Annotated in this window: 26 protein-coding genes; 19 read left to right on the top strand and 7 right to left on the bottom strand. The window is 40.7% G+C overall.

What is annotated here, in order from left to right; translation table 11 throughout:
* Window positions 1-130: 130 nt before the first annotated feature.
* The 7 genes from ABR39_RS00415 to ABR39_RS25810 form a co-directional block, all read right to left on the bottom strand.
* Window positions 131-436 carry a hypothetical protein gene (locus tag ABR39_RS00415; RefSeq protein WP_225396203.1) on the bottom strand — a complete coding sequence of 102 codons (306 nt, stop codon included), beginning with the start codon at window positions 434-436 and terminating at the stop codon, window positions 131-133.
* Window positions 437-555: 119 nt separating this feature from the next.
* On the bottom strand, window positions 556-711 hold the full coding sequence (locus ABR39_RS25940) for a hypothetical protein (RefSeq protein WP_001015891.1): 156 nt from the start codon (window positions 709-711) through the stop codon (window positions 556-558).
* A gap of 227 nt (window positions 712-938) precedes the next feature.
* Window positions 939-1,196 carry a hypothetical protein gene (locus ABR39_RS00410; RefSeq protein ID WP_006882049.1) on the bottom strand — a complete coding sequence of 86 codons (258 nt, stop codon included), beginning with the start codon at window positions 1,194-1,196 and terminating at the stop codon, window positions 939-941.
* A 96-nt stretch (window positions 1,197-1,292) separates the two neighbouring features.
* Entirely contained in the window at window positions 1,293-1,874 is a 582-nt protein-coding gene (locus ABR39_RS00405) for a hypothetical protein (RefSeq protein WP_000785685.1), read from the bottom strand.
* Between the two features lie 100 nt (window positions 1,875-1,974).
* Entirely contained in the window at window positions 1,975-3,027 is a 1,053-nt protein-coding gene (locus tag ABR39_RS00400) for a type IV secretion system protein (protein ID WP_000421118.1), read from the bottom strand.
* A 19-nt stretch (window positions 3,028-3,046) separates the two neighbouring features.
* The gene (locus ABR39_RS00395) at window positions 3,047-3,295 is read right to left on the bottom strand and encodes a hypothetical protein (RefSeq protein ID WP_000570802.1); all 249 of its coding nucleotides are present in this window, start codon (window positions 3,293-3,295) and stop codon (window positions 3,047-3,049) included.
* Between the two features lie 730 nt (window positions 3,296-4,025).
* Window positions 4,026-4,217: a hypothetical protein gene (locus tag ABR39_RS25810; RefSeq protein WP_000123575.1), complete on the bottom strand. Its 192-nt coding sequence runs from the start codon at window positions 4,215-4,217 to the stop codon at window positions 4,026-4,028.
* Between the two features lie 170 nt (window positions 4,218-4,387).
* Here ABR39_RS25810 and ABR39_RS00390 point away from each other — a divergent pair, with 170 nt between their 5' ends.
* From ABR39_RS00390 to ABR39_RS00295, 19 genes are all read left to right on the top strand, one after another.
* Window positions 4,388-5,452, top strand: a complete 1,065-nt coding sequence (locus ABR39_RS00390) for a replication initiation protein (RefSeq protein ID WP_000810866.1) — start codon at window positions 4,388-4,390, stop codon at window positions 5,450-5,452.
* Complete coding sequence (locus ABR39_RS00385; RefSeq protein WP_000288043.1) at window positions 5,453-5,956, top strand: helix-turn-helix transcriptional regulator; 504 nt, start codon at window positions 5,453-5,455, stop codon at window positions 5,954-5,956. It abuts the gene before it with no gap.
* Between the two features lie 210 nt (window positions 5,957-6,166).
* Window positions 6,167-6,577, top strand: coding sequence for a hypothetical protein (locus tag ABR39_RS00380; RefSeq protein ID WP_047345338.1), 411 nt, complete (start codon window positions 6,167-6,169; stop codon window positions 6,575-6,577).
* Window positions 6,578-6,670: 93 nt separating this feature from the next.
* Window positions 6,671-7,348 (top strand): lytic transglycosylase domain-containing protein, encoded by a 678-nt coding sequence (locus ABR39_RS00375; protein ID WP_000241899.1) that lies wholly within the window; start codon window positions 6,671-6,673, stop codon window positions 7,346-7,348.
* A gap of 13 nt (window positions 7,349-7,361) precedes the next feature.
* Complete coding sequence (locus ABR39_RS00370) at window positions 7,362-7,679, top strand: hypothetical protein (protein WP_006882103.1); 318 nt, start codon at window positions 7,362-7,364, stop codon at window positions 7,677-7,679.
* Between the two features lie 60 nt (window positions 7,680-7,739).
* Window positions 7,740-8,138 (top strand): hypothetical protein, encoded by a 399-nt coding sequence (locus ABR39_RS00365; protein ID WP_000796685.1) that lies wholly within the window; start codon window positions 7,740-7,742, stop codon window positions 8,136-8,138.
* Entirely contained in the window at window positions 8,101-10,629 is a 2,529-nt protein-coding gene (locus tag ABR39_RS00360) for a VirB4 family type IV secretion system protein (protein ID WP_240477041.1), read from the top strand. Before ABR39_RS00365 ends, ABR39_RS00360 begins: the two co-directional genes overlap by 38 nt.
* Window positions 10,613-11,293 carry a type IV secretion system protein gene (locus ABR39_RS00355; RefSeq protein WP_001242571.1) on the top strand — a complete coding sequence of 227 codons (681 nt, stop codon included), beginning with the start codon at window positions 10,613-10,615 and terminating at the stop codon, window positions 11,291-11,293. The genes ABR39_RS00360 and ABR39_RS00355 overlap by 17 nt, the downstream gene beginning before the upstream one ends.
* Before the next feature lie 224 nt (window positions 11,294-11,517).
* The gene (locus tag ABR39_RS00345; RefSeq protein WP_000476773.1) at window positions 11,518-12,309 is read left to right on the top strand and encodes a virB8 family protein; all 792 of its coding nucleotides are present in this window, start codon (window positions 11,518-11,520) and stop codon (window positions 12,307-12,309) included.
* Window positions 12,310-12,330: 21 nt separating this feature from the next.
* A complete protein-coding gene (locus tag ABR39_RS00340; RefSeq protein WP_000722128.1) occupies window positions 12,331-13,119 on the top strand; it encodes a TrbG/VirB9 family P-type conjugative transfer protein in 789 nt (262 codons plus the stop codon).
* On the top strand, window positions 13,112-14,338 hold the full coding sequence (virB10, locus tag ABR39_RS00335) for a type IV secretion system protein VirB10 (protein WP_000999413.1): 1,227 nt from the start codon (window positions 13,112-13,114) through the stop codon (window positions 14,336-14,338). The genes ABR39_RS00340 and virB10 overlap by 8 nt, the downstream gene beginning before the upstream one ends.
* A 76-nt stretch (window positions 14,339-14,414) precedes the next feature.
* Window positions 14,415-15,476, top strand: a complete 1,062-nt coding sequence (gene virB11 / locus ABR39_RS00330) for a P-type DNA transfer ATPase VirB11 (protein WP_001005926.1) — start codon at window positions 14,415-14,417, stop codon at window positions 15,474-15,476.
* 22 nt (window positions 15,477-15,498) lie between these two features.
* Complete coding sequence (locus ABR39_RS00325; protein ID WP_001177100.1) at window positions 15,499-17,520, top strand: type IV secretory system conjugative DNA transfer family protein; 2,022 nt, start codon at window positions 15,499-15,501, stop codon at window positions 17,518-17,520.
* Window positions 17,521-17,536: 16 nt separating this feature from the next.
* Window positions 17,537-17,902 carry a hypothetical protein gene (locus ABR39_RS00320; protein WP_000848516.1) on the top strand — a complete coding sequence of 122 codons (366 nt, stop codon included), beginning with the start codon at window positions 17,537-17,539 and terminating at the stop codon, window positions 17,900-17,902.
* 87 nt (window positions 17,903-17,989) lie between these two features.
* Window positions 17,990-18,391, top strand: coding sequence for a DUF7352 domain-containing protein (locus ABR39_RS00315; RefSeq protein WP_000368397.1), 402 nt, complete (start codon window positions 17,990-17,992; stop codon window positions 18,389-18,391).
* A 41-nt stretch (window positions 18,392-18,432) separates the two neighbouring features.
* Window positions 18,433-20,613, top strand: coding sequence for a type IA DNA topoisomerase (locus tag ABR39_RS00310; protein ID WP_047345337.1), 2,181 nt, complete (start codon window positions 18,433-18,435; stop codon window positions 20,611-20,613).
* Window positions 20,614-20,710: 97 nt separating this feature from the next.
* Entirely contained in the window at window positions 20,711-21,136 is a 426-nt protein-coding gene (locus tag ABR39_RS00305) for an H-NS family nucleoid-associated regulatory protein (RefSeq protein ID WP_000004210.1), read from the top strand.
* 12 nt (window positions 21,137-21,148) lie between these two features.
* Window positions 21,149-21,487, top strand: coding sequence for a hypothetical protein (locus ABR39_RS00300; RefSeq protein WP_000083087.1), 339 nt, complete (start codon window positions 21,149-21,151; stop codon window positions 21,485-21,487).
* Window positions 21,484-21,777, top strand: coding sequence for a hypothetical protein (locus ABR39_RS00295; RefSeq protein WP_000631610.1), 294 nt, complete (start codon window positions 21,484-21,486; stop codon window positions 21,775-21,777). Before ABR39_RS00300 ends, ABR39_RS00295 begins: the two co-directional genes overlap by 4 nt.
* Window positions 21,778-21,958 lie beyond the last annotated feature (181 nt).

Raw genomic sequence — 21,958 nt, 5'->3', positions numbered from 1 at the left:
CCCTTCATTAAGTAACCGTGTGAGTGTCTAACTGCTTTCTATACATACTATTATAGTGCCATATGGCACTTTTGCAACTACTATTTATATTAAATATAAAAAAACCTGCCGAAGCAGGTCAGGGGGCGGGTTAGCTGAAACATTCAGCTATCTGCGGTTTCATGTCCTGAGCCACGAACGCCAGAACTGAGCGAAGATGTTTTTCATCACGGATAAAGGCGGGGATTTCCTCACGGGTTGCATCACTGAGCCAGATGTTGCCTTTATAAGAAAAAGATCCATCGTCATTAGCAAACAAACTAAACATTGGTTCGCTACTGTCATCATCAACGCATACCCAAATAAATGGTTGTTTATTTTCATCGCAAAAATCAGAGTCTAAAATTAACTGGCGAGCTTTAGCGTAATTCTGAGTTGTTTTAGTAACGATATTCATAAAATCACCTTTGCTATTCATGTTTACCTGAGAACAAAGTAATTATAGTGCCATATGGCACTTTTAGCAATGGTATTTTATATTAAATATAAAAAATCCCTGCCTAGCAGGGATATAAATTACTTAATGTTGTTTTTAATACTTCTCTGCACACCCTCTGCTGTTAGATTATCTTTCCTTGCTGCTACCTCTACTGTTTCTTTTAATTGCGCTGGCGTTAATGGCTTATTGCTGTAAGAAAAAATACGATTCAAATACTGCTCTAAGTGATTCATTAGTTTATCCTCGCTCCAGTTAACTAACTAAATATAGTATAGTGCCAAACGGCACTAATGGCAAGATAATTATAGTAAATATAAAGTTTGTTTTTATATGCTGATATATTAAATGCGATGGGGGAGGGGAGGGGGGGAAAAATCTAAAAGCAACTCCTTCACTGCTAAGCCTGTTTTGACTTTAAAAAAAACCCGCCATGTCTGACGGGCTTATAAATAATTTAGGATCAATGATCAAAGCTGAATTCTTTTTTGAAGTTCTCTTTTTTATCAGCAGCCTTATCTTTTTCCTTCATACCCTGAACCTCATAGATTGCGTCACAATCTTTTGCTTCGCTGGAACCCGTTTTACAAAGCGCTAAGCCTTTATGATAAGCACCTGCATTTTCAGCTTTCATATAGAAATCAATTTTTTCTTGTTTATCATCACAACCAGAAAGCATAAACGCTGATACCAGTAGAGTAACTAAAGTAACCTTATTCATAATACCCCCTAAAATTTTCTTATCGTCCCGCCAGTGACGCTATATGTTATGTGGCTTACTGTCAATCAGAGCGCCGCCACTATCGCCCTGATCTAGCTACTTTCGCGGGATAACAGCCCCTATATGCCGTGGCTGTACTTCCTCACCTCTCGCTATGGCTGTTCGAACATGGTTTAAGTCACGCGCCCGTTCTATATCATCAAGAGAATTATAAATTGCAGACGAGTAAAGCTTTACATCATCCATTACGAACGCCATTAAAGGCTTTTCTTTTTCAAGTGATGGATGGGTGATTATCGTCATACCCTCAAGAGTTTTCACTTGTTTCTCTAAATCGTTCGTAACTTTTTTATAATAGTCGATAATCTCATTGGTACTCATGTTGTTGAATCTGTCCATTTTTGGATCATGAGCATACAGTGATTCATTTTCTAAATGTTGGCAAAGGTAATTACATAAACCATCAACCTTTGTTAGAGCTTTGGTATTTGACGTGACAGTATCTAATACCTTTACTTGATCTTCTTCTGAATACCAGTCTAAGGCGCGGTCAAATAATGCCGCACCTGTATCTCTAACATCCTGAACAACTCTAACAACTTTTGCTAACTGAATCTTTATATCAAAATGATTATAAGTGTAGGCTTCTTTATCTGCATCATACGTTGAATCAGCCATACCCCCCCCTTATATTTTTCCCGCAAAGGCACTTACTTTATTTTATATCATTTTGTCATTTAATACAGCCAACCAGTTTTATTCTGGTTGGCTGCCTTAATCAGCCAGCTTTCACACCGCCACGCAATTTACCCATTCCTGCCTGTGCGAGTTTGCCAACGCCTTTACCTAAAGACCGTCCAGCCATACCCCCAACACCTGACGCTGTATTAAACATCATGCCCCCTGCGGCGTTAGTAGCGCCAGTAATCCCACTGATACCATTACCGCCAGTGATGGTACTCACGAACGACGGTATCTGACCAATGATAAAAACGCCCATTAAAAATGCGATTAAGGCATAAAGAGCGCCGCCTAAACCTATTTCAGCACCTACAGGGAACTGGTTACTCATAAATTCAATAAGAATATGAATAGTCAGCGTTACAAAAACATTGAGCAGGATATAGTTAAACGCTTGGCCTATCCATTGTTTCGTGAAAGTAACAGTTTGTTCATACATAGCCATCATTAAATAAAGTGGCCCGACAATAAGAAGTAGACCTACCATGAATTTAGCAATAAGCATTGTTGCGGCGGCATAGATAACAAATGCTGTACCCCCTGCGTAAAAGAGAATTAATGCCATAGTCGCAGCGAGGATTGTTGATATATCAGAATCCCATAGACTTAATTCATTTGTTGCTTCAAGAATACGCTTACCGTTCGCGTTAATTTGTTGAATGACAGTTTCAAGCGCTGAGAAAGTACCCGTTGAGCCGATCAGCCTGGATGCTATTTCATCACCTGCATCCATAACGAACGGAACAACCTTACCTATATACCATGCACTACCGACAAGGCCAGACATGATAACGATTAACTTTAAACCGTTGATAAGCATATCCTGAATCGCATTAGGATCACCCTTATAATGAACTAATCCCCATTTCCAGACAAAATAAAGGCCAAAAACAGCCCCCATTAGTGGAAGGAATATTTCATTAATATCACCGATATATGAGCTTAGATTACTTGATATAAATTGCGTTAACTCCTTATACATATCAGTGAGCATATTAACAGGCAATTCAAAATCAGCGGCTGCATTGGCAACGCTGGGTATCAGCAATCCTAAAGGAAAAATATATTTAATATAATTTTTTAATTCCATACTACCCCCTTCACAACATTTATTTATCTGTAATTTTTAGATTTGGATGCGTTCCTGCGATAAGCAGAAGCATTTCAAATTCCATAGGCTTAAGTAGCCTTGTATTTTTACTTCCCTGTTTTTGGATTTCTTTTTTCCTCCATGCGCTACCGTCTGAAAGGCCAAAGAGATTAGCGATTTCATCCGTTGAAAGGCCGGTACTCTCACGAGCAGCCTTCACCTCAGCCGCCGTAGGATAGGTTTGTAAAAGCTTCGACTTTTCAATCATGTGTGTTAAAAGACTCCTGCAACTAAGTTAAGTTTCTGAAAAAACGTATAATTTTGATTCCACTCTGACCGGGAATCGATCTATACTTTTGATCGCCATAATACCCCCTTCGTATTTGGCATTTATCTAGCCGCCTGGGGAAATTGCCAGGCGGCTTTTTTTTATACCTTCCCTGACTCCCTAAACGGCCTCCTGTAACGCTCTGTATCGCGTTATCTTCACTCCGTTAACCCAATGCCATAACCGACTATTAAAAACAGCGTAGCGGCTTATCTATGAGCTTTCATAGCCACCGTAGCTTTACGATCATGTGCTGGCAGAACTGGTTTTAAATCATAGTGCCATATGGCACGAAAAGCAATCAGTAAGGTTACGTTGAATGTATCGTTGGATGTGATTAAAAAGAAAACAGATTATGTGAACATCAACGAACGCGATTAGCGATCGTTGTATTATTTCCATATTTCAAATATTTCTTTTTTCAAGATCAAACACTCGATCTATGTAAGATCTTTCTTCTTCCTTTCCTTTTACGCTATTAAAAGTTCTATTGGTCAATAGGTTACGCGATTAATCAGGTACATCTTTACCAACTACGCGGTACGTTTTAACCAACTGCGCGGTACATTTTTACCAATATCGCGGTACATCTTTACCAATCTGAAAGAATCTAATCAGGTACAGTTTTACCAAAAATGCGGTACAGATTTTACGTTATCGCGGTACATCTTTACCAAAGATGAGGTACAGATTTTCTGTGGATAAGTGCAGTCGTAACGCATTGTTTTATATCCTGTTGATAACTTTTCTGGAGGCTAAAAAAATAGTCCAGAATATTTGACGGAATCAGGCGCGAGAGGCTCAGGCGGTCGCAGCTGGCCAGCTCGCCGGCGTTCAGTGCGTTTTCTTTAAAAGCAGTCACTTAGCATTCCCGCCCCGCGATAACGCACGTTCAGTAATTTTGATGGTTGTATCTTAGCTTTGCAAAATGGCGGTTGAGATCTGGCAAACATAATCAGGTACAGTATTTGTAATTTGTACCTGATTGTGTTTTACTCTCAAAATCTTGAGGCCAGTAGGGAGGGGGGAAGCGTGAAACAAAAACAAGATATTCATGCTGGGCTTGTCAGCGGTGGCGCTACAGTAGCCGACAATAAAGTGATAACACAAGGCAATCAGCTTATTGAAGGTAGTTACGATATTAACCTGGCTGAAATCAGGTTGCTCTGGCTGGCCTTGTCCAAAATCGATAGTAAGAACCCGCAGCCGGAGGGCGCGGAAATTGTGTTAACTGCGCCTGAATACAGCGCTATGTATGATCTAGAACTAGCAAATAGTGCGCATCAACTACAATCTGTATCATTAACATTAGGCTCAAAACCTATTTATACTTATGAATGGAACGAGCGCAAAAAAAGAGTCGATGCAGTTGCTAGATATTGGTTTTCCGCTATTACTTATGGAGCGAATAAAGGCGCGGATATAACGCTTTCTTTCTCTCCAAAGATTGCACCTTTTCTGTACGATCTTAAAAATGAATTTACGCAAATGAATGTTTTCGCAATGGCGAAACTTGATACTCCATTTGCATTTAGGCTTTACTCCTGGCTAAGCCGATATAGAAAACTTGATAAATATAAAAATCCAAAAACGGGCGTTATCAGCACTGAAAAAATTAGCATTGATTGGATGAAAGATCGTTCTGGTCTTACGGGGAAATATGCAGACTTTAAAAATTTCAGGGTTAGAGTTCTCAATCCTGCTGTTGACGCTATCAACCGAACGACTGACCTGACAGTTCGCTATGAAACTGTTACTACAGGTAGAAAGGTTACGCACCTGATTTTCAACTACATCGTGGAAGGTGATAAAGCTTACATCAGGGTTAAGCCAGAGCCACCTAAGCTACCGCGTAGGCCGAGAGTTAAAAAGGGCAGCCACGGTGAGGGAGAATGGGCTAAAGCGTGCATTGAATTGGTACGTGAGTATGAAAGAAAACTTAAAGAATACGATAAAAACGAAGCGTTGCCAGTTGCTTATCTGCGTAAAGAAATTCTTTATTATGGGATCATTGGCAATACTGAGGCGGTTAGTTATATAGAACGGCTTATTTCAGAACGCAAATCAAAACGAGCCGCAAAAAAAGAGGAAAAGTGATTGTATACGATTAACCCGCTTTCTAAGAAAAATTTATTGCTGCATATCCATAAAATCAGCAATATTTTTCCTGAGCTAACCAGTACTGAACTGGTAACGCTTATGTTGCATTCATCAGGGTTAAAACCTCCTAGAATGGGGGAGTTAATGTCAATATCAAAAAAAACGATAAACTCTCACATTGAAAACATACGGGTTAAGTTCCAGTTAGACAACTATGAAGAAGTTAAACAGGTATTTGAACTTCGAATTACGCTCAACTCGAACCCTGAACGTTATAAATCTCTTTTCCCTGAGATAAGCGATGAACTTTACCAGTGCATGATCTTGGTATGTATGGGCTTTACAATAGAAGAAATTGTTAACAGGGAAAAAGAAAAAACCGCTGAACTGGTACGTAGGCAGATAGAGGACTTGAAAAGTACGTATGCGGTTGATTTTTTGTCAGATCTAAGGGTATTCTTCATGATTCGATTAAAGCTTGACCAGGCTAAGCATGGCTGAACTAAAAGTGTAGTAATGCTTAACTTAATTAATACAGTGTAAGGGATTGATCAGCATATGGATTTTGCTTTTTATATCATATTGGCTTGTTACGAAAGTGTTAATAGAAGTATTAGTTATAGGAATAGTTAAAATAACTATTTCCTGCGTACGTTTAAAGCGCTATAATCCTTCTTGTGATTGGGGAATCCCAATCTCTAAGGGGTGTTAATGTTGCATTTTTATGAGGACACTAAAGGGGGGAAGTCTTACAAGTCTGTAGCAGTACGCCTCGATCTGGATGGTAAGTTGAACCGAATCCTAAGCGCTTTAAGTGAAGGGGTGAATGTTGGAAAGAAGAACATAATCGAAGCGATATTTAATATATCCATCGGTAATGATGAATTTTTTTCCACGTTTGATCCTCACAAAGACTGGAAACCTCAAGTAGTTTATGAGGGTTATTGTTCGGTTGGTGTATCAATTCAGTTAGATGCTTACCTCAACTTTAAGATAACAACCTTAAGCCGCAAGGCGGGGATAAATAAAAAGAAACTTTTGATTCTGGTCTTAGATCAGTTCATTGAGAGCTTACCAGTGTTAGCACTGGCAAAGAAAAAACTAGCTCTCAAAGTTAAGTGAAGTTACTTAACAGGCTCTTTAACAATATGGATATAGTAGTTTTTTGCGAAATACACGCTTTATATTTAATATAAAAGTGGAAAAGGGGGTATTATGGTTCTTGCTGCTCCTGTATTAGCAAGTCTGCTAATGCAATGCGGTGGGAATGTTGATCCGACTACACTACAAACAATTATTTCAGTGGAGTCAGACGGCAATCCTTACGTTGTGGCTAATGTCACTAAAAACACTTCGCACTACTTTAAATCCAAAAATGAAGCAGTCCATTTTGTTAATGAGCTTGCTAAAGTAGGTGATAAATACTCTGTCGGTCTTGGACAGATTTATGTAGGTAACTTTAAAAGTTATGGGTTGACTAATGAAACGGCCTTTGACTTTTGTAAGAACGTTACGGTGGCCTCAAAAATATTTGAGGAATGTTATTACCGTGCGATTGATAGCGGGGAATATCCTGATGAACAGCAAGCATTGAGGGCTGCGGCATCGTGCTACTATTCAAATAATTTTACGAGGGGGTTCAAAAAGGAGAAGAACGGGAAAAGCTATATTGATCTGGCTAATAACGCTGTGAATAAAATCTATTCTGTTCCGGCTATGAAACCAGTGGGGGCAGGGGATAGCCTAACGCCAGTTAACAATAATCTACGGCGCGGCATTGTTTACCAGCAACCCGAAGGGGATCAGCCTGAAATGGTTGAAAGTGCAGTTAATGTAGAAGGGAACAAACCAGCGCGGGCTGCTTGGGATGTTTTCAATGATTTCGCTAAATAAAGGGGTATTTAAAATGCAAAAAACTAAAAACTTTCTGTTAAAGGTAAAGGTTCTGGCTTTTTCTTTCTTCGCTAGTGTCATGGCATCTACACCTATGAGCGCGTTTGCTGCGGGTGGTATTAGTGGTGCGGAAGGTGGGATCTCAACCGCGCAGACCGCCATTTACTCTCTGCTTGGTGCAGGTGCGGCGGTATATCTTTTGATTAAAGGCTTTATGCTTAAAATCAATAAAATTGGCTGGAACGATTTGTTTATGGCAATGGTTACTTGTGCTGTCGTTGCGGGTCTGCCAGCGCTTGCTGTTTGGTTCTGGGATCTCGGCGGCAACTAATAAAAAAACATGCTGACGAAGGCCGCGCAAGCGGCCTAATCAAATAACTAGGGGGTTATTATGGCCGAAGATGATGATGTAGAACTTGAAGAAGAAGAAACGATTAATACCCAACATCTAACGCTTAATGTATTGAATATGATTCCTAATATGGGGGGCGTTCCTCTTGTATGGGGTGTTTCTTTACTTGGTTCATCAATGCTGCTTGCTGTAATAGGTTTTATTGCAACAAACAGTCTTTTGGGCGTGTTGTTTGCGCTTCCAACGATTTTAGCTTTCTTCATCATTAAGTTTATTTGTATCAATAGCCTCGATGCTTTAAGAGTTTTTCAGCTTAAAGTAGCTGGGAAGTTCCGTAGGATTCTTAATGGCGGTGGACTTTATAAGTTATCCCCGTCACTAGGTGATGAAAATGGGGGGAATGATGTCTACGAACAAATCAAACGCGCGAAGCATTAACAAGAAAGCTCTTGAAGGAAAAATTCCCCACTATCGTTATCCTGTGACTGACTCAATCTCAATGATTGGGGATAACAAGCTAATGGCTACGGTTAAAATAGCGGGTTATCCATATGAGCTGGCTGATGATTCTGAACTTTATAGTAACTATAATTTGTTTAGAACATACCTGGTCAGTATTGGTAAAGATATGGCTGGTCAGCTTGGTTTATGGACTTACATAGACAAGCGTGAAATCCTTGTTAATGATGTTTATAAATCGAACAATGTTTTTATTCAGAAGTTTGTTGATAAATACATGGAGCGGTTTAATACAGGTGGCAGGTACTATGAATCTGTATACTACATCACGCTGATTTATAATTACGGTCAATCTTCAATTGACGATGGCATAAAAAAACTTGATTCCGTCATTAAAATGTCGGAAAAAATTTGTGGCCCATTTGGGTTATCGGTACTGCAAAACGATGGGTATATGAATGAGTCTGCGAATTTCCTTTCATGGCTCATTAACCATCATGATTTTAAAGTACCACTTGTAGAAGATCCTATCTACAAAGTAGTTGGGAATAGTGAGCGCATTTTTGGTTACGATATAAGCCTTATCCGTAATGCAAATGATGCTCAAGATAAATATTGTGTTTCTTATACCCTTCGTTCATTCCCTGCAAAGATTAAGCCTGGTGCGCTTGATTTTATTCTATCAATTCCTTGCGAATTAACATTTGCCCAATCTTATATTTATACTCGTCAGTTAACAGCTATATCGATCATTGACGGGCAAGCGAATAAAATCAATTCCACAAATGCCGCAATTGATGAAGAAGGTACAGCGCTCAACTCAATTAAAAACCTTGTTCAAAACGGTGAAGTGTTTCTTGGTGATTATCATGGTGTTGTTTCGGTTTATGGTAAAACCGCTAAAGAGGCTTATGATAATGCAATTCTTGTTGAATCAGGCTTTAGCGCTGCGGGATATGTGCTGCTTCGTGCCACGGATGAACAAGAAGATGTTTTTATAAGTTCACTTCCTGATGCTAAGAAAAGACCGCTCAATACCGTTCGTTCTACTTCTACCCTGGCTGACCAGTTCTCTCTACATAATTTCTCGGTAGGTAAGCGTACTGGCAACCCTATGGGGGATGGAACGGCAATGATGCCTGTAGAAACGTTACAGGGCGGGATTCATTACCTTTCAACGACTGATAGTGATCCTGCTAAAGATGTAGTAGGTGAGCCAGAATCAGGGCACGGTATCTTTTTAGGTCAAACAGGTACAGGTAAAACAACATTGCAGGCGTCTTTAACATCCTTCGTTGAGCGCTTTAATCCGATGTTATTCGGCATTGACTTTAAGCAGTCGATGCGATTACCCATGATGATGTTGGGTGCGCAATACTTCGTTCTGAGGGAAGGTGAGTTTACTGGCCTGAACCCTTTCCAGTTAGATGAAATAAAAATGGCAACGGATGATAACGGTATAGTTGATCAAGCCTTTGCCGAACAAATTAAGGAGCGTATACGCCAGTTCTGCTACTCCTGGGTAGAACGTATAGGCGCAAATAGTGAGGGAGGGCTTGATGATGGTGACAGCGCTAAAATCGTCAGGGCTGTAGATGCGGTAATGGAGTTGCCACGAGAAGGACGGCGGTTTAGTAACGTGCTTGAAATGATTGCTGCATCGCCTTTACGTAATCGCCTTATGGAGTTTTCCGCCTACGCGAACGGCGGGAGGATGGGGCGTTATGCCTGGGCGGTTGATAGTCCTGAAAATAAGTTTGATCCATTGCTGTTTGATAGAGTGGCGTTCGACAGTACAGTAATCCTGAAAAAACAGCCTAATGGTAAACCTCACCCTGCGGCTGAAATTCTTTTAGCGGTTTTATTCTTTTATAAAGATTTAATGAAGATAAACCCGCGCAAGAAAGGCCGCTGGACAATATTTTCTTGTGAAGAATTCTGGATGCCAGCTAACTTCCCGCTTACTCAAGAGCAGTTAAAACAATCGCTCAAAGCGGGGCGTATGGATTATGAAATGTGCTGGCTTATCTCTCAACAGCCAGTAGATGCTATTAACTGCGCTATATTCAATGAGATCAATGAGCAAACGACAATTCGCGTACTGTTACCTAACCCTAATGCGAAATGGCAGCATTACAAGGAAATCGGGATAACACGAAAGGAATTCAGAAAGCTTAAATCTCTTGCGAAAACAAGCCGTACCTTCCTAATTAAGAAATCCAATACGAGCGTTTTTGGTACTATGGATTTACATGGATTTGATGAATTCCTGCCTGTTTTATCTGGCGATAAATATGGCGTACAAGCTGCTGAGGAAATCATCAAGCGGATTGGTTCCAACGATCCTAATGACTGGATACCAATCTTTATTCAAGAAAATGCACGTAACCATAAGTTACGTAAGGCTGAGCATGATGATGAAGAAGAAGGTATTGAATATGAGGATACTGAGTATGAGGATGCTGAATAAAAAATCCTTTATGCTGTTAAGTGCCTTAACAGTGAATAGCATACTGGTTTCACCGCCAACATTTGCTACGGGTATTCCTGTATTTGATGCGGCAAGTGCAACTAATATGCTTCAACAATTACAGGCAGCGAAACAGCAGTATGATCAGCTTGTCGAGCAGTATAAGCAAGCTAAAAGCTTGCATGACCAGACGATAGCGGAAGGTAAGCGCCTATATGAAGGGGTGACTAACTTTGATGTAAACGACTTATTGGACGACCCAACATTAAGTAGCTATCTTCCAAATAAACGAACGGCTGATTCTTTATTAGATGCTGCGGATAATATTGGTGAGTTGAGGGAGAAGTACAAACTCACTTCTTCTGATTCCGAAGTTCAGAAAGCATATGATAGTATGTTGACTGAATTAAATAATATGCAAACTGCGTATAATACGGCTGTTAAACGCAGTGATCATATTTCCAATCTTTCCAAAAAGCTTGAGCAAGCCGCTACTCCGCAAGAAAAAGCGGATTATCAAAACGCAATTAACACTGAGTCAAATAATCTTCTCAATGAGAAAACTAAGCTTGACTTAGCGAAAGCTAACTTTGATGCAAACTTTAAAATTGCTCAAGCATCACGCCGCGCTGAGTTTAAAGAAGAATTTAGCGTTGATAAATAATTATACTAAATATAACAAGCCCGAAAGGGCTTGTTACTAAGGGGGTATTATGCCATTGAAGCTAGTTTTGATAGTTGTGGGTTTTATGACTCTATCAGCGTGTTCAGTTAATCCACCTCAACCAACAAAACCAAAGGGTAAGTGGGTGCAAATGAATACCCACGTTCCAGCCGCACAAGCGCAGTTAAAAAAAATAAAAGCTGAGCAAGAGAGGGGGAAATAAAATGTTTAAACGCAATCCAAAAAAGCTCAACGAACAAGAACGCGCCGAAATTTACGATAAAAATAAAAAAATGGCCGAACTAACCGCTCCAGAAAGAAAGCAACTAGACGCTGATAAAAGCGTACATTTAAGCGCTATTGCAGGGTTTCAGCGCGATAGAGTTTCAGAACAGCGACGTATGATGTGGATTGGTTTTGGCTTTGGTGGAATCGGTGTCGTTGCGGCGGGTGCAATGGCTGTTGCTCTTGCTTTTCTAACACCTTTGAAAGAGGTTAAACCATATATCGCAGAAGTAGATCAGGTTACAGGTCAGGTAAATATCGTTTCAGCAGTAGGCGACGATAAAATCAAACTTACTTATCAAAGCCTGATTGATGCTTCAAACCTCGCTAACTTTGTTGTAGAGCGTGAGTCTTATGACTGGAACTCAATTCAAAACAGTCTTGACCAGGTTAAACTACGTTCTACACCTAGCGTTTATGAGTCAATGAGGCGCTTCATAGTTGAAAGCCCTAACTCACCGCTTGTTTTGTTGGCTAAAGATAAAGTAATGAAAGTCGGTATTACTTCTAAGCCGATTGTAGACAGCAACAAAGGCGTTGGAACCGTGCGATTTTATAAAGCGGTTACTGATGGGGCTGGTAAGCCGATTCCTGGCTATCCGATTACGCACTGGCAAGCCACGATTACTTTTGACTATGAGCATAAATTAAGAACCGATGATGATTATATTAATAATCCACTTGGTTTTAATGTGACTAGTTATCGTGTCGATCAAGAATCACAAAAATAAAGAAAGGCGAGGGGGGGGTTAATGAAAAAGATTCTGTTAGCTGGGTGCATAGCGGCAACTTTACCAGGCGTTGCGAACGCCTTGAATGTGCCGCAGCCGACGAGCTATGACGCTCGCATTCAGGAAGCTACTTATAATCCTGATGATGCTGTTCTCGTTAGGGTTAAAGCCGGAACATCAACACTCATTAAGTTACAGGATGGTGAATTTATAACTGATGATCAGGCAGGGATGGGGTTTGGTGATCCTGATGCTTGGGATGTTTCTGTACGAGGGAATAATATTTTTATCAGGCCAATCGCTGAACAACCTGATACGAATGTTACGTTAGTATCAAATAAGCGAACTTATGTTTTCTTTTTACAGTCTGTAAAGGGTAATCCTTCATGGATGGTTAGATTTAAATATCCTAAAAAATACAGTGCAGCAAACGCGACAGTATTTAAAAGGCCGCCTTGTCAGTCTAATGGCGCTTACAATGCGAACTGGAATTATCAGTTGCAGGGTAAAGAGTCTTTCGCACCGTATGAAGTATGGGATGATGGGCGCTTTACATGCTTTAAATTTAATCCTTCAAGCGATCTTCCAATGATTTACCGTGTTGCTGGCGATGGTGAAGAAATGCTAGTGAATGGGAATCCTGATAGCGAGAATAATAATATTATTGTTGTACAGGAAACTAACCCTGAGTTTGTAATTCGTCTCGGTAAGAAAGTTGTAGCGGTTCGGTCAGATACGATTAAGGCAATGCCGTCTAATCGTAGTGGTACTACCAATGGCATGACTAGGGAGATTAAATCTGATGAATGATAATCAGAAAGATGAAATCGGTGCTATCCCTTCTATTGATGATGATCGCGCAACGGTAGACTTACAAGGCCAGCGCGGTAAGAAAGCCTCAAAAGGTTATCTGAAAGACATTCTCATATTTGGGGGGGCTATTGTTCTAATCCTCGCGGTGGCAGGTGCCTTTGTCTGGAGAGCTTTCCATAAAGTTGATACAGAAGAAGCGGGTAAGCCGGTTGATCCGACACTTGAAAAAAGTGTTGGTAGCGATACTGGGAATAGGGGCGTGGATAAGCTGATGAATACCATTGCTGAGCGTAAAGCGGCAGAAGAAAAAGCCGCAGAAGAAGAACGTAAAGCAGCAGAAGCAAAACGCCTAGCAGAAGAAAAAGCTAAACAAGATGCGCTAATGGCTCAATTACAAGCCCAGGGTAAATTAGGTAACGGCAGCGCAAACAACAACACTTCACGAGCTGGCGGGAACGGTGGTAATAACGATGCCCCGCCAACGCCGCAGGAACGAAAGCTACAGGGTAAAGGCTTGGTTTACGCAGGTAGCGAGGGCAAAGATACTGCTAATGGTGGTGCGGCCTCACAAAGCGCGGGAGGGGGCTTAAATAAGGCGCTGGAAGGTGGTACTTACGCCAATGGTCAGGCTTCCATTCTGAAAGACCGTAGTTTGCTGTTAGGCATGGGTACAGTCTTACCCTGTGTGCTGAAAACAAAGATCGTTACCACTTATCAGGGGTTGCCAATCTGCCAGTTAACCAAAAACATCTACTCAAACGATGGAAATACATTATTGCTTGAGGCGGGTACTAAATTCTTTGGTGAACAGCAGAACGCCCTTGTTCAAGGTCAGGCGCGAGTATTCGTAAACTGGACAACAGCCGAAACACCTAAAGGTATTCGCGTTCGTATTGATGCTCTTGGTGTTGATGGTCTTGGGGCGGCGGGTATTCCGGCATGGGTTGATTTGCACTTCTGGCAGCGTTTTGGTAATGCAATTATGCTTAGCTTCATTGATGATGCGCTGGCAACGGCAGCAAACAAAATCAGTGATAATAACAATAATAACAGCATTAAAGTTGATAATACCGAAGATGCCGCCAGTAACATGGCAAGTATCGCGCTTGAAAACTCAATTAATATTCCACCTACGGCATATATTAATCAAGGTGAATTGATTTCAATCATCGTACCGCGTGATACTTATTTCAATAATGTTTACGAACTCCATTGATAACGGGTGACGCATAAATAAATGATAAGTGAAGGGGGTTCCCTTCACTTATATTTAATATAATTCAGAGGTTTTAATGAATGAATCCTATGGAAATTTCAATGTAATCCGTAATCAGTTATCCAAAACAGGAATAACCGAGATTTTGGGTTATGACGGTTTAACAGAAGTTGCTATAAACCAGCCTGGAAGAATCTGGTTTGAACGTGGCAACGGTTGGGAGTCGCAAGTTAATGAAGATTGTAATTATTCCAATCTTGAAATGCTTGCTCAATCATTATCCGTCAAAAGTCATACTGGCGGTATTGATCAGGATTACAATGCTTCGAAACCTATTCACTCTGTAACCTTACCTGACGGGGAGAGGGGGCAAATAATCTTACCTCCTGCGGCTGAGGACGGTACAATTTCCTTTACTATTCGCAAACCGTCAAAAAGCAGGTTTGATTTAAACAGCTATATTAACAGTGGTCGCCTTTCTGATTTTGAAATTTGTGGTAGAGCTTACGTAAAAGAAAAGGCTTTGACAGGCGAACAACTCGAACTTCTTGGCTTTCTCAAAGATAAAGATATGGATCGCTTCTTTAAAAAAAGCGTCCAGATGCGTTTAAATCACGTCATGGTTGGTGCTACGGGTTCTGGTAAAACTACCTTCATGAAAGCTATAGCAGACCTTTTTCCAGCAAACAGGCGCTATATAACGATTGAAGATACACATGAACTTGATTTGCCTAACCATCCTAATCATGTTCATTTGTTTTTTAAGCGTGAGGGGATCGGCGCTACGGCAAAAGATTTAATTGAAGCGGGTATGCGTATGAAGCCAGATCACATCTTCCTCACTGAATTAAGGGGCGATGAAGCCTGGAACTATTTAGGCATGTTGAATACTGGTCATAATGGTAGTCTGACTTCTACTCACGCTGACGATAACCCTGCTGCTGTATATAGCCGACTTTCATCACTTATCAAAGAATCTAAGGTAGGTACAACGCTTGATTATGGTTTGATTACAAATACTGTAGCCAGCACAATAGATATAATCTCCTTCTGGAAAGGTTCTTATATGACGAAAATCTATTACAATCCAGAAGAAAAAAATGAAGCTGTTATGCGTCTTTTAGGCATGGTGGCTTAACAGGATAACTAAGGGGGGGGGTATGCAATTAAGGCAGAATCTTAAAAAGTCCGATATTATATCAACTATAATATTCGCTATCTTAATGTTAGGCATTGGCGGCGCAATCGGGGCGTATGGAGGCGGTTATGTTTTTCTGCTTATATCGAAAGTAGATACTAATCTTCTATCATACGATACCTTAATGAATGCGTGGCCTTTATGGGAGTATAAAAAGTTACATGCCGCAATATCATTAGGTACAATTGTATTTGCAGCGGCAATTATAGTTCCTCTGGCTGCTATCATTATTGGTGCTTTCTTTGAGTTTCCTGAGCCGGATGTACATGGAAATGCAAAATTAATAACTGATGAAGAAATCAAAGAAAGTGGTTTGCTTGATGCTGATGAAGAATATCCTGAGATTCTGATTGGTAAAGTTGCAAAAGGTAGACACAAGGGTAAATACCTTAAGTTTGCAGGACAACAGTTTTTAGGGTTAGGCGCTCCAACCCGAAGCGGTAAAGGGGTAGGTTTTGTTATCCCTAATCTGCTCAATTATCGTGATTCTGTTTGTGTTCTCGATATTAAAGCTGAGAACTATATATTTACGGCGGGGTATCGTAAAAAAATGGGGCAGGAAGTTTTTGTTTTTGCCCCTGATGGGTATCGTTTTTCCGAAGAAGAATTTGAGGAATTTAAATTTAGTGATTACTACCTGAATCTGTCACCAGAAGAACAGCAAGCTTTTAATGAAAAGTTCCGCAATACTGAGCATGTTTTATCACACCGCTGGAACCCGTTGGACTACATAAGCCGTTCAAAATCGCGTCGGGTTGGAGAAATAAAAGATTTGGCAACAATTCTTTTTCCAGATGATGGGGGTGATAATGCTATCTGGAACAGTATGGCAGAAGCAGTATTTGAATCTTATATTCTGTACATGCTGGATATGGAAGAAACGATAAATAAGATCAACGCAGAGATTGAAGAAAACAGGAAAAACGGTACTGATGATGACAGGGAGCTTATGAAGCCCTATCCGGTTTCTATGGCGCAACTGTATTCCCTTACTGGCGTACCAGATATGGCTGAGTGGATGAATGATGAAATCCTTTACTGGAAAGATAAAGGGTATCCACTTAGTAAAGGTTGTGTTGAAGGTTTCAACAGATTTATATCCGTAGATCCAAAAACGCGCGGTAATATCATGCAGAACTTCAATAAACCTCTTAAGATATTTGAGGCTGAGTCTTGCCGACTCGCTACTTCTGCTTCTGACTTTGACTTTAATGATTTACGGCGTAAAAGAATGTCAGTATATATTGTGCTTTCTCCAACAGGCATGGAAAAGTATAAGCAGTTAATTAATTTGTTCTTTAGTCAGTTGGTGAGAGTTAACACACAAACTCTGCCAGAGCATGATAAAACATTAAAATATCAATGCCTCCTAGTGCTGGATGAATTTACGTCTATGGGGCGTGTGGGTATTATAGAGAAATCTATAGCGTTCACGGCAGGTTATAATATTCGTTATATGATTATCTATCAGAATGATGAACAGTTAGAATCTGATGATGCTTACGGCAAATCAGGGGCTTTCACGCTGAGAAAGAACCTTGCTGTAGAAGTTGTTTATCCTCCTAAAGATGTTGATTCTACCGCTGAGCGTATTAGTAAAACATTCGGCAAGAAAACCGTTAAAGTTAAAACTAACTCCAGAACAAGTAACGGCGGTAAAATCAGTAACGGCACGAACGAGCAATACGTAGGCCGTGACCTTTATATGCCGCAAGAGATTGTAGAGCTAGGGTCACAAAAATATGTGATGCAAAAGATTAATAAGGGGAAAAGAACGAAAGTCGCCGTTAATGAAGTCATAATCATGGAACAGGTTAAGCCGTTTGTTGCTCATAAGATTGTGTACTTTGATGAACCGGTATTCATGGAAAGGCGTAAGGTTGCTACTGACAACGTTCCAGATGTACCTATCCTGAATGATATTGAACATTATGAAATTCCACGCGATAAGCGGCGTGATATTCCGTCTATCGCCAGTGCTTAAAAAGAAGGGGGGTTTTATGAAAACAATTTTCACTGCTTTGATTCTTTCAGCAACGCTTGTTACTTCATCTGGTGCGCTGGCTGCTAACGCGCTTGCACCATTTGAAGGGGTTTCCTCTGATCCTAGCGAGGAAAGCCCCGACAGCGGTGATCCGTGCGTTGCTGTGACGTGCTTATACGGTCAAATGACAGGAAACAGCCAGAACGAGTGTAATGCTGCGGTTAAGGCTTTCAAATCGATTAAGGCCACTAAAAAGCACGGTATTTTTGATCCTGTAAAAACGCTTAAAAAGCGTACAAAATTTATAAACGGTTGTCCTTCGGCAGATCCTGATATTGTAAAGCAGATTTTGAAGAAGTTTGGAAAGCTGAAAAGTTTTTGATCGCTAAGCCCCGTTAAGGGGCTTTTTTATATTGCCCTATGTGCCATATGGCACTATACTAAATGAGTCTTTTCATGAGGTGATTGTATGGACAATTTCGCATCTGCTTTACCCTGGTTCTTTTTACTCTTTGTTGTCGTTTGTATCATTCTCTTTGCTAAGAATTCTTCTAAAGCAAAAAGAAAGCCAACCACGCGCAACAAGGTAAATGGGAACTCATTTAGTACAGGGGCGGGTATTATTCTTAAGTATGAATTAAATCCTTCCAACCTAACGGCTTTAATGCTTCCTGACAGCGCGCAGATTTTGACTGTGAAAGGCGGTCAGGATCATGTTTATCTGTGGGCGGTTGTACCAGAAGGAAAAGAGAACGTGAAGCGTTCTTTTATGGTTGTACCAACAGGAGAAGGAGTTATTGATAATAGTATATACATTGGCACGGCCTATGTAGAAAAAATGGTGTTTCATGTTTTTGAAATAATCAAATAAAATGCAATATTATATCTAATATAAATGGCGAAGGGGGCTATATGATTTTAACTATTGCAGAGAAACCTGAGTTAGCTGAAATTATTGCTAAAGCGTTCGGCGGTGAAGTTAAGAAAAGTGGTTATTGGGAATGCGCAAATAACAACGTTGTTACTTGGTGTTATGGTCATATGCTGGTACTTACACCTCCTGATAAAGTTAACCCTTCTTACAAAACATGGGTTATGTCAGACTTGCCGATGGATCTAACCGAAGTTTCCCATGAAGTTAAAACTACGGAAAACGGTTATGTAGAGCGGCAATACAAAATCATTACTGATTTGCTACGAAAATCATCATCGGTTATTAATGCTGGCGATCCCGATGATGAAGGTGAGTTGTTGGTTAGGGAGATTCTTTGGAAAGAGAATTATAACAAGCCTGTTCAGCGGTTATTGCTGAATGACCTGAACGTTAATGCAGCCAAAAAAGCTCTTTCAAAATTGCAGGACGGTAATTCTGAAAAATTTATGCGCCTTGCACTAAAGGCTTTAGCCAGGGCTAAAGGCGATCAGATTTATGGTCTTAACATGACGCGCTATTATACGCTTCTAAATCGTCAGCATGGCGGCAATGGTAAGCTTACGTGTGGTAGAGTACAAACGCCTATGCTCGGCTTGATAGTTAAGCGCTATGAAGATTTTAAAAACCATGTTAAATCTAATTACTATGATGTTTATTCCAGTCATAACATTTTGAAATCTGTTTATTTAAAACTTATTGCTGATGATAAGTTTGCTACAGATGGAAAAATATTATCTCCAGAAGTGGCGGAAAACATTAAATCAGCATGTGTTATGAAGCCCTCAACTGTGGTTGTTGCGAAAGTGGAGGATAAGCATACGCCACCACCGCTACCTTTTGACCTGTTAGGGCTTCAAGCCTATATGTTAAAAGATAACATTGATCCAACTGAAACAATGGAAATTACTCAAAAGCTACGCTCTAAAGAGATAGCTGCTATTTCCTATAACCGCTCGGATTGTCGTTATCTTACAAGCGATCAATATGATGAAGCACCCGCAACCTTAGAGGCTTTAAAGAAATATATTAGCGGCGGGATACTTGAATCCGTTATTAATAACAACGGATTCGATATTAAACGTAAAGGTATTGCGTTTAACGATGATAATGTAAGCGCACATACTGGTATCATTCCTTCGGCAGAACCGCGAAATCTTGATAAGCTTACTTCAAAAGAGAAAAAGGTTTATGAAGCTATAGTATTACGCTATCTGCTTCAATTCCTCGATGATAAAAAATACCAATCAGCAAAAGTTATTATCGAGTGTGAGGGTTATCGCTTTGGTGGGAGCGCAACAAAACTCGTTAGCCCTGGCTGGACTGCCCTTGAAGCTGAGGATTCCGATGATGATAGTGCAGAGGAAAACACCGATTCGGCTTTTGATGCTATCAGCGCTATGAAAGTAGATGATGTAGGGGTTTGTAATGATGTACGTGTAGATAAGAAAGAAACTAAACCGCTACCTGTCTACACTATGAAAACCTTCCTTGAAGATTTGAAACGTGTTAGTCGTTACGTTACCGATCCTCACATTAAACAGCTTTTGTTAAGCAAAGACAAAGGTAAGAAAGGGGAACGTGGTGGTATCGGTACGCCAGCTACGCGAGCAACGATTATCAGCAATCTCGAAAGTACGGGCTATTTCACCGTACAGAACGGGAAGCTTATTCCGACTGAGAAAGGTATAGGCTTTATTAAAAACCTCCCTGTGGCGGTTTCAGCGCCTGATATGACAGCATTATGGCATGAGCAACAAATGATGATAATGGAAGGTGATCTTGAGTTAGGCGATTTCATTATTAATATTAACAATACCGTTAAAGAGCTTATGAATCCTGAGCTTTCACAAGGTATCGTTTCTGCTGCTCAAAATTTCGCTGATAATAAACCTGTCGGTAAATGCTTCTGTTGTTCTTCTGAAATGAAGCTAACACCTAAAGTCTATTCTTGTCAGAATGAAGGTTGTGGTTTCAAAATCTGGCGTAAAATTTCTGAAAAAGAACTGACAGACAATCAAATGCAATTACTCATGAACGCTGGCAGGACGAAAGTGATTAAAGGCTTTAAATCCAAAGCTGGAAAATCATTTGAGGCAGCGCTTGTAATTGACAAAGAACAAAAACGGGTAACTTTTGAGTTTGCCGCCCGTAAAGCATAAAAGGAGCGGGGAGGAATCCCCGCTTTTCCTTGTATTTATATTAAATATAATTTATAGCTAGTGTCGTACTTAACTAATCACACTAAGAGGAACCGCCATGAGTGAATCTGATAACGTCCGTAAAGTTCTTTCTAACATTCGTTCACTGAGAGCGTTTGCGCGTGAAGTTGATTTTGAGTTACTTAAGGATATGGCTCAAAAGTTCAACGCTGTAGTTGAAGAACTCCGTGAAGATGCGGAACGTGAAGCTAAAGAACGTGAACAGCGTGATGCACGTAAACGCGAACTGCTTGAGATGATCGCCAGTGAGGGATTTTCAGTTGAGGAACTAACAGGCGCTTCTGATACTGGTAGCACCCGAAAAAAACGGGTAGTACAGCAGGTTCCCGCTAAATATCAGTTTGAAGTTAACGGTGAAATGCAATACTGGACGGGCAGAGGGCGTAAACCTAAAGCAATTGAGGAAGCTATAGCAGCAGGAAAGAAACTGGACGATTTTTTGATTCCTGATGATGAAAAATAAGGGGGCGGCGTAGTGAGTCAGAGAAAAGATAAATTTGTTACTGACTGGTTTTATGTGCCTTGCGCATCACAAAAAAAACTACAGCGAACAGGGTTTTTAGGCCTGGGTGATCCCAAAATCGTTAAAGACTATGTTAACAATGTTCCTGATTTAGATGATTATGCCGCAAAGCTTGCTGAGAGCTATAACAAGCTTGATAGCGCAGGGTATGACGTTATCAACATCGTGCCTATTAATATTGGCTCAAGTGATCAGTGCTTTCAGGATAATAAAAATTATGTGGGTGATGTTGGTTACAGCATTACGCGCGGGGCGGTAGTTGTCGGAAAGCTACGAGAGGTAGAAGGATGATTACATTAAATAACGCAATGCAAGCGCCCATGAAATTTATGCTCGTAGCGCTGCGCTATGCCGCTTGGTTCTTGCATCCTGTAACCTGGCTTATCAGTCCTGCTGTATACGCTGCCGCTTTGATTGGCATGTGTAGTTTTTGGGGGGTAGGTGAGATCTCGATGAACGTCGAAACGGTGAGCGCTGCCGAATTGCAATCACTCGCGATCTTCCTGAAAAATACATGGGCACTGGTCTTTATGCTGTTCTGCGCGATAAAGTTTATGTTTCGCCCTTATAAATCAAAATAGCCGATTACAGCGCTAAACAATCTAAGCCAGGCATGTCCTGGCTTTTTTTATGCTCAAAATAACTGAACGTGCGTTATCGCGGGGCGGGAATGCTAAGTGACTGCTTTTAAAGAAAACGCACTGAACGCCGGCGAGCTGGCCAGCTGCGACCGCCTGAGCCTCTCGCGCCTGATTCCGTCAA

Source organism: Enterobacter genomosp. O (assembly GCF_001022965.1).
GTDB lineage: Bacteria > Pseudomonadota > Gammaproteobacteria > Enterobacterales > Enterobacteriaceae > Enterobacter > Enterobacter cloacae_L.
The sequence above is the reverse complement of the archived record's forward strand: the minus strand, read 5'-3'. Positions and strand labels throughout refer to the sequence as shown.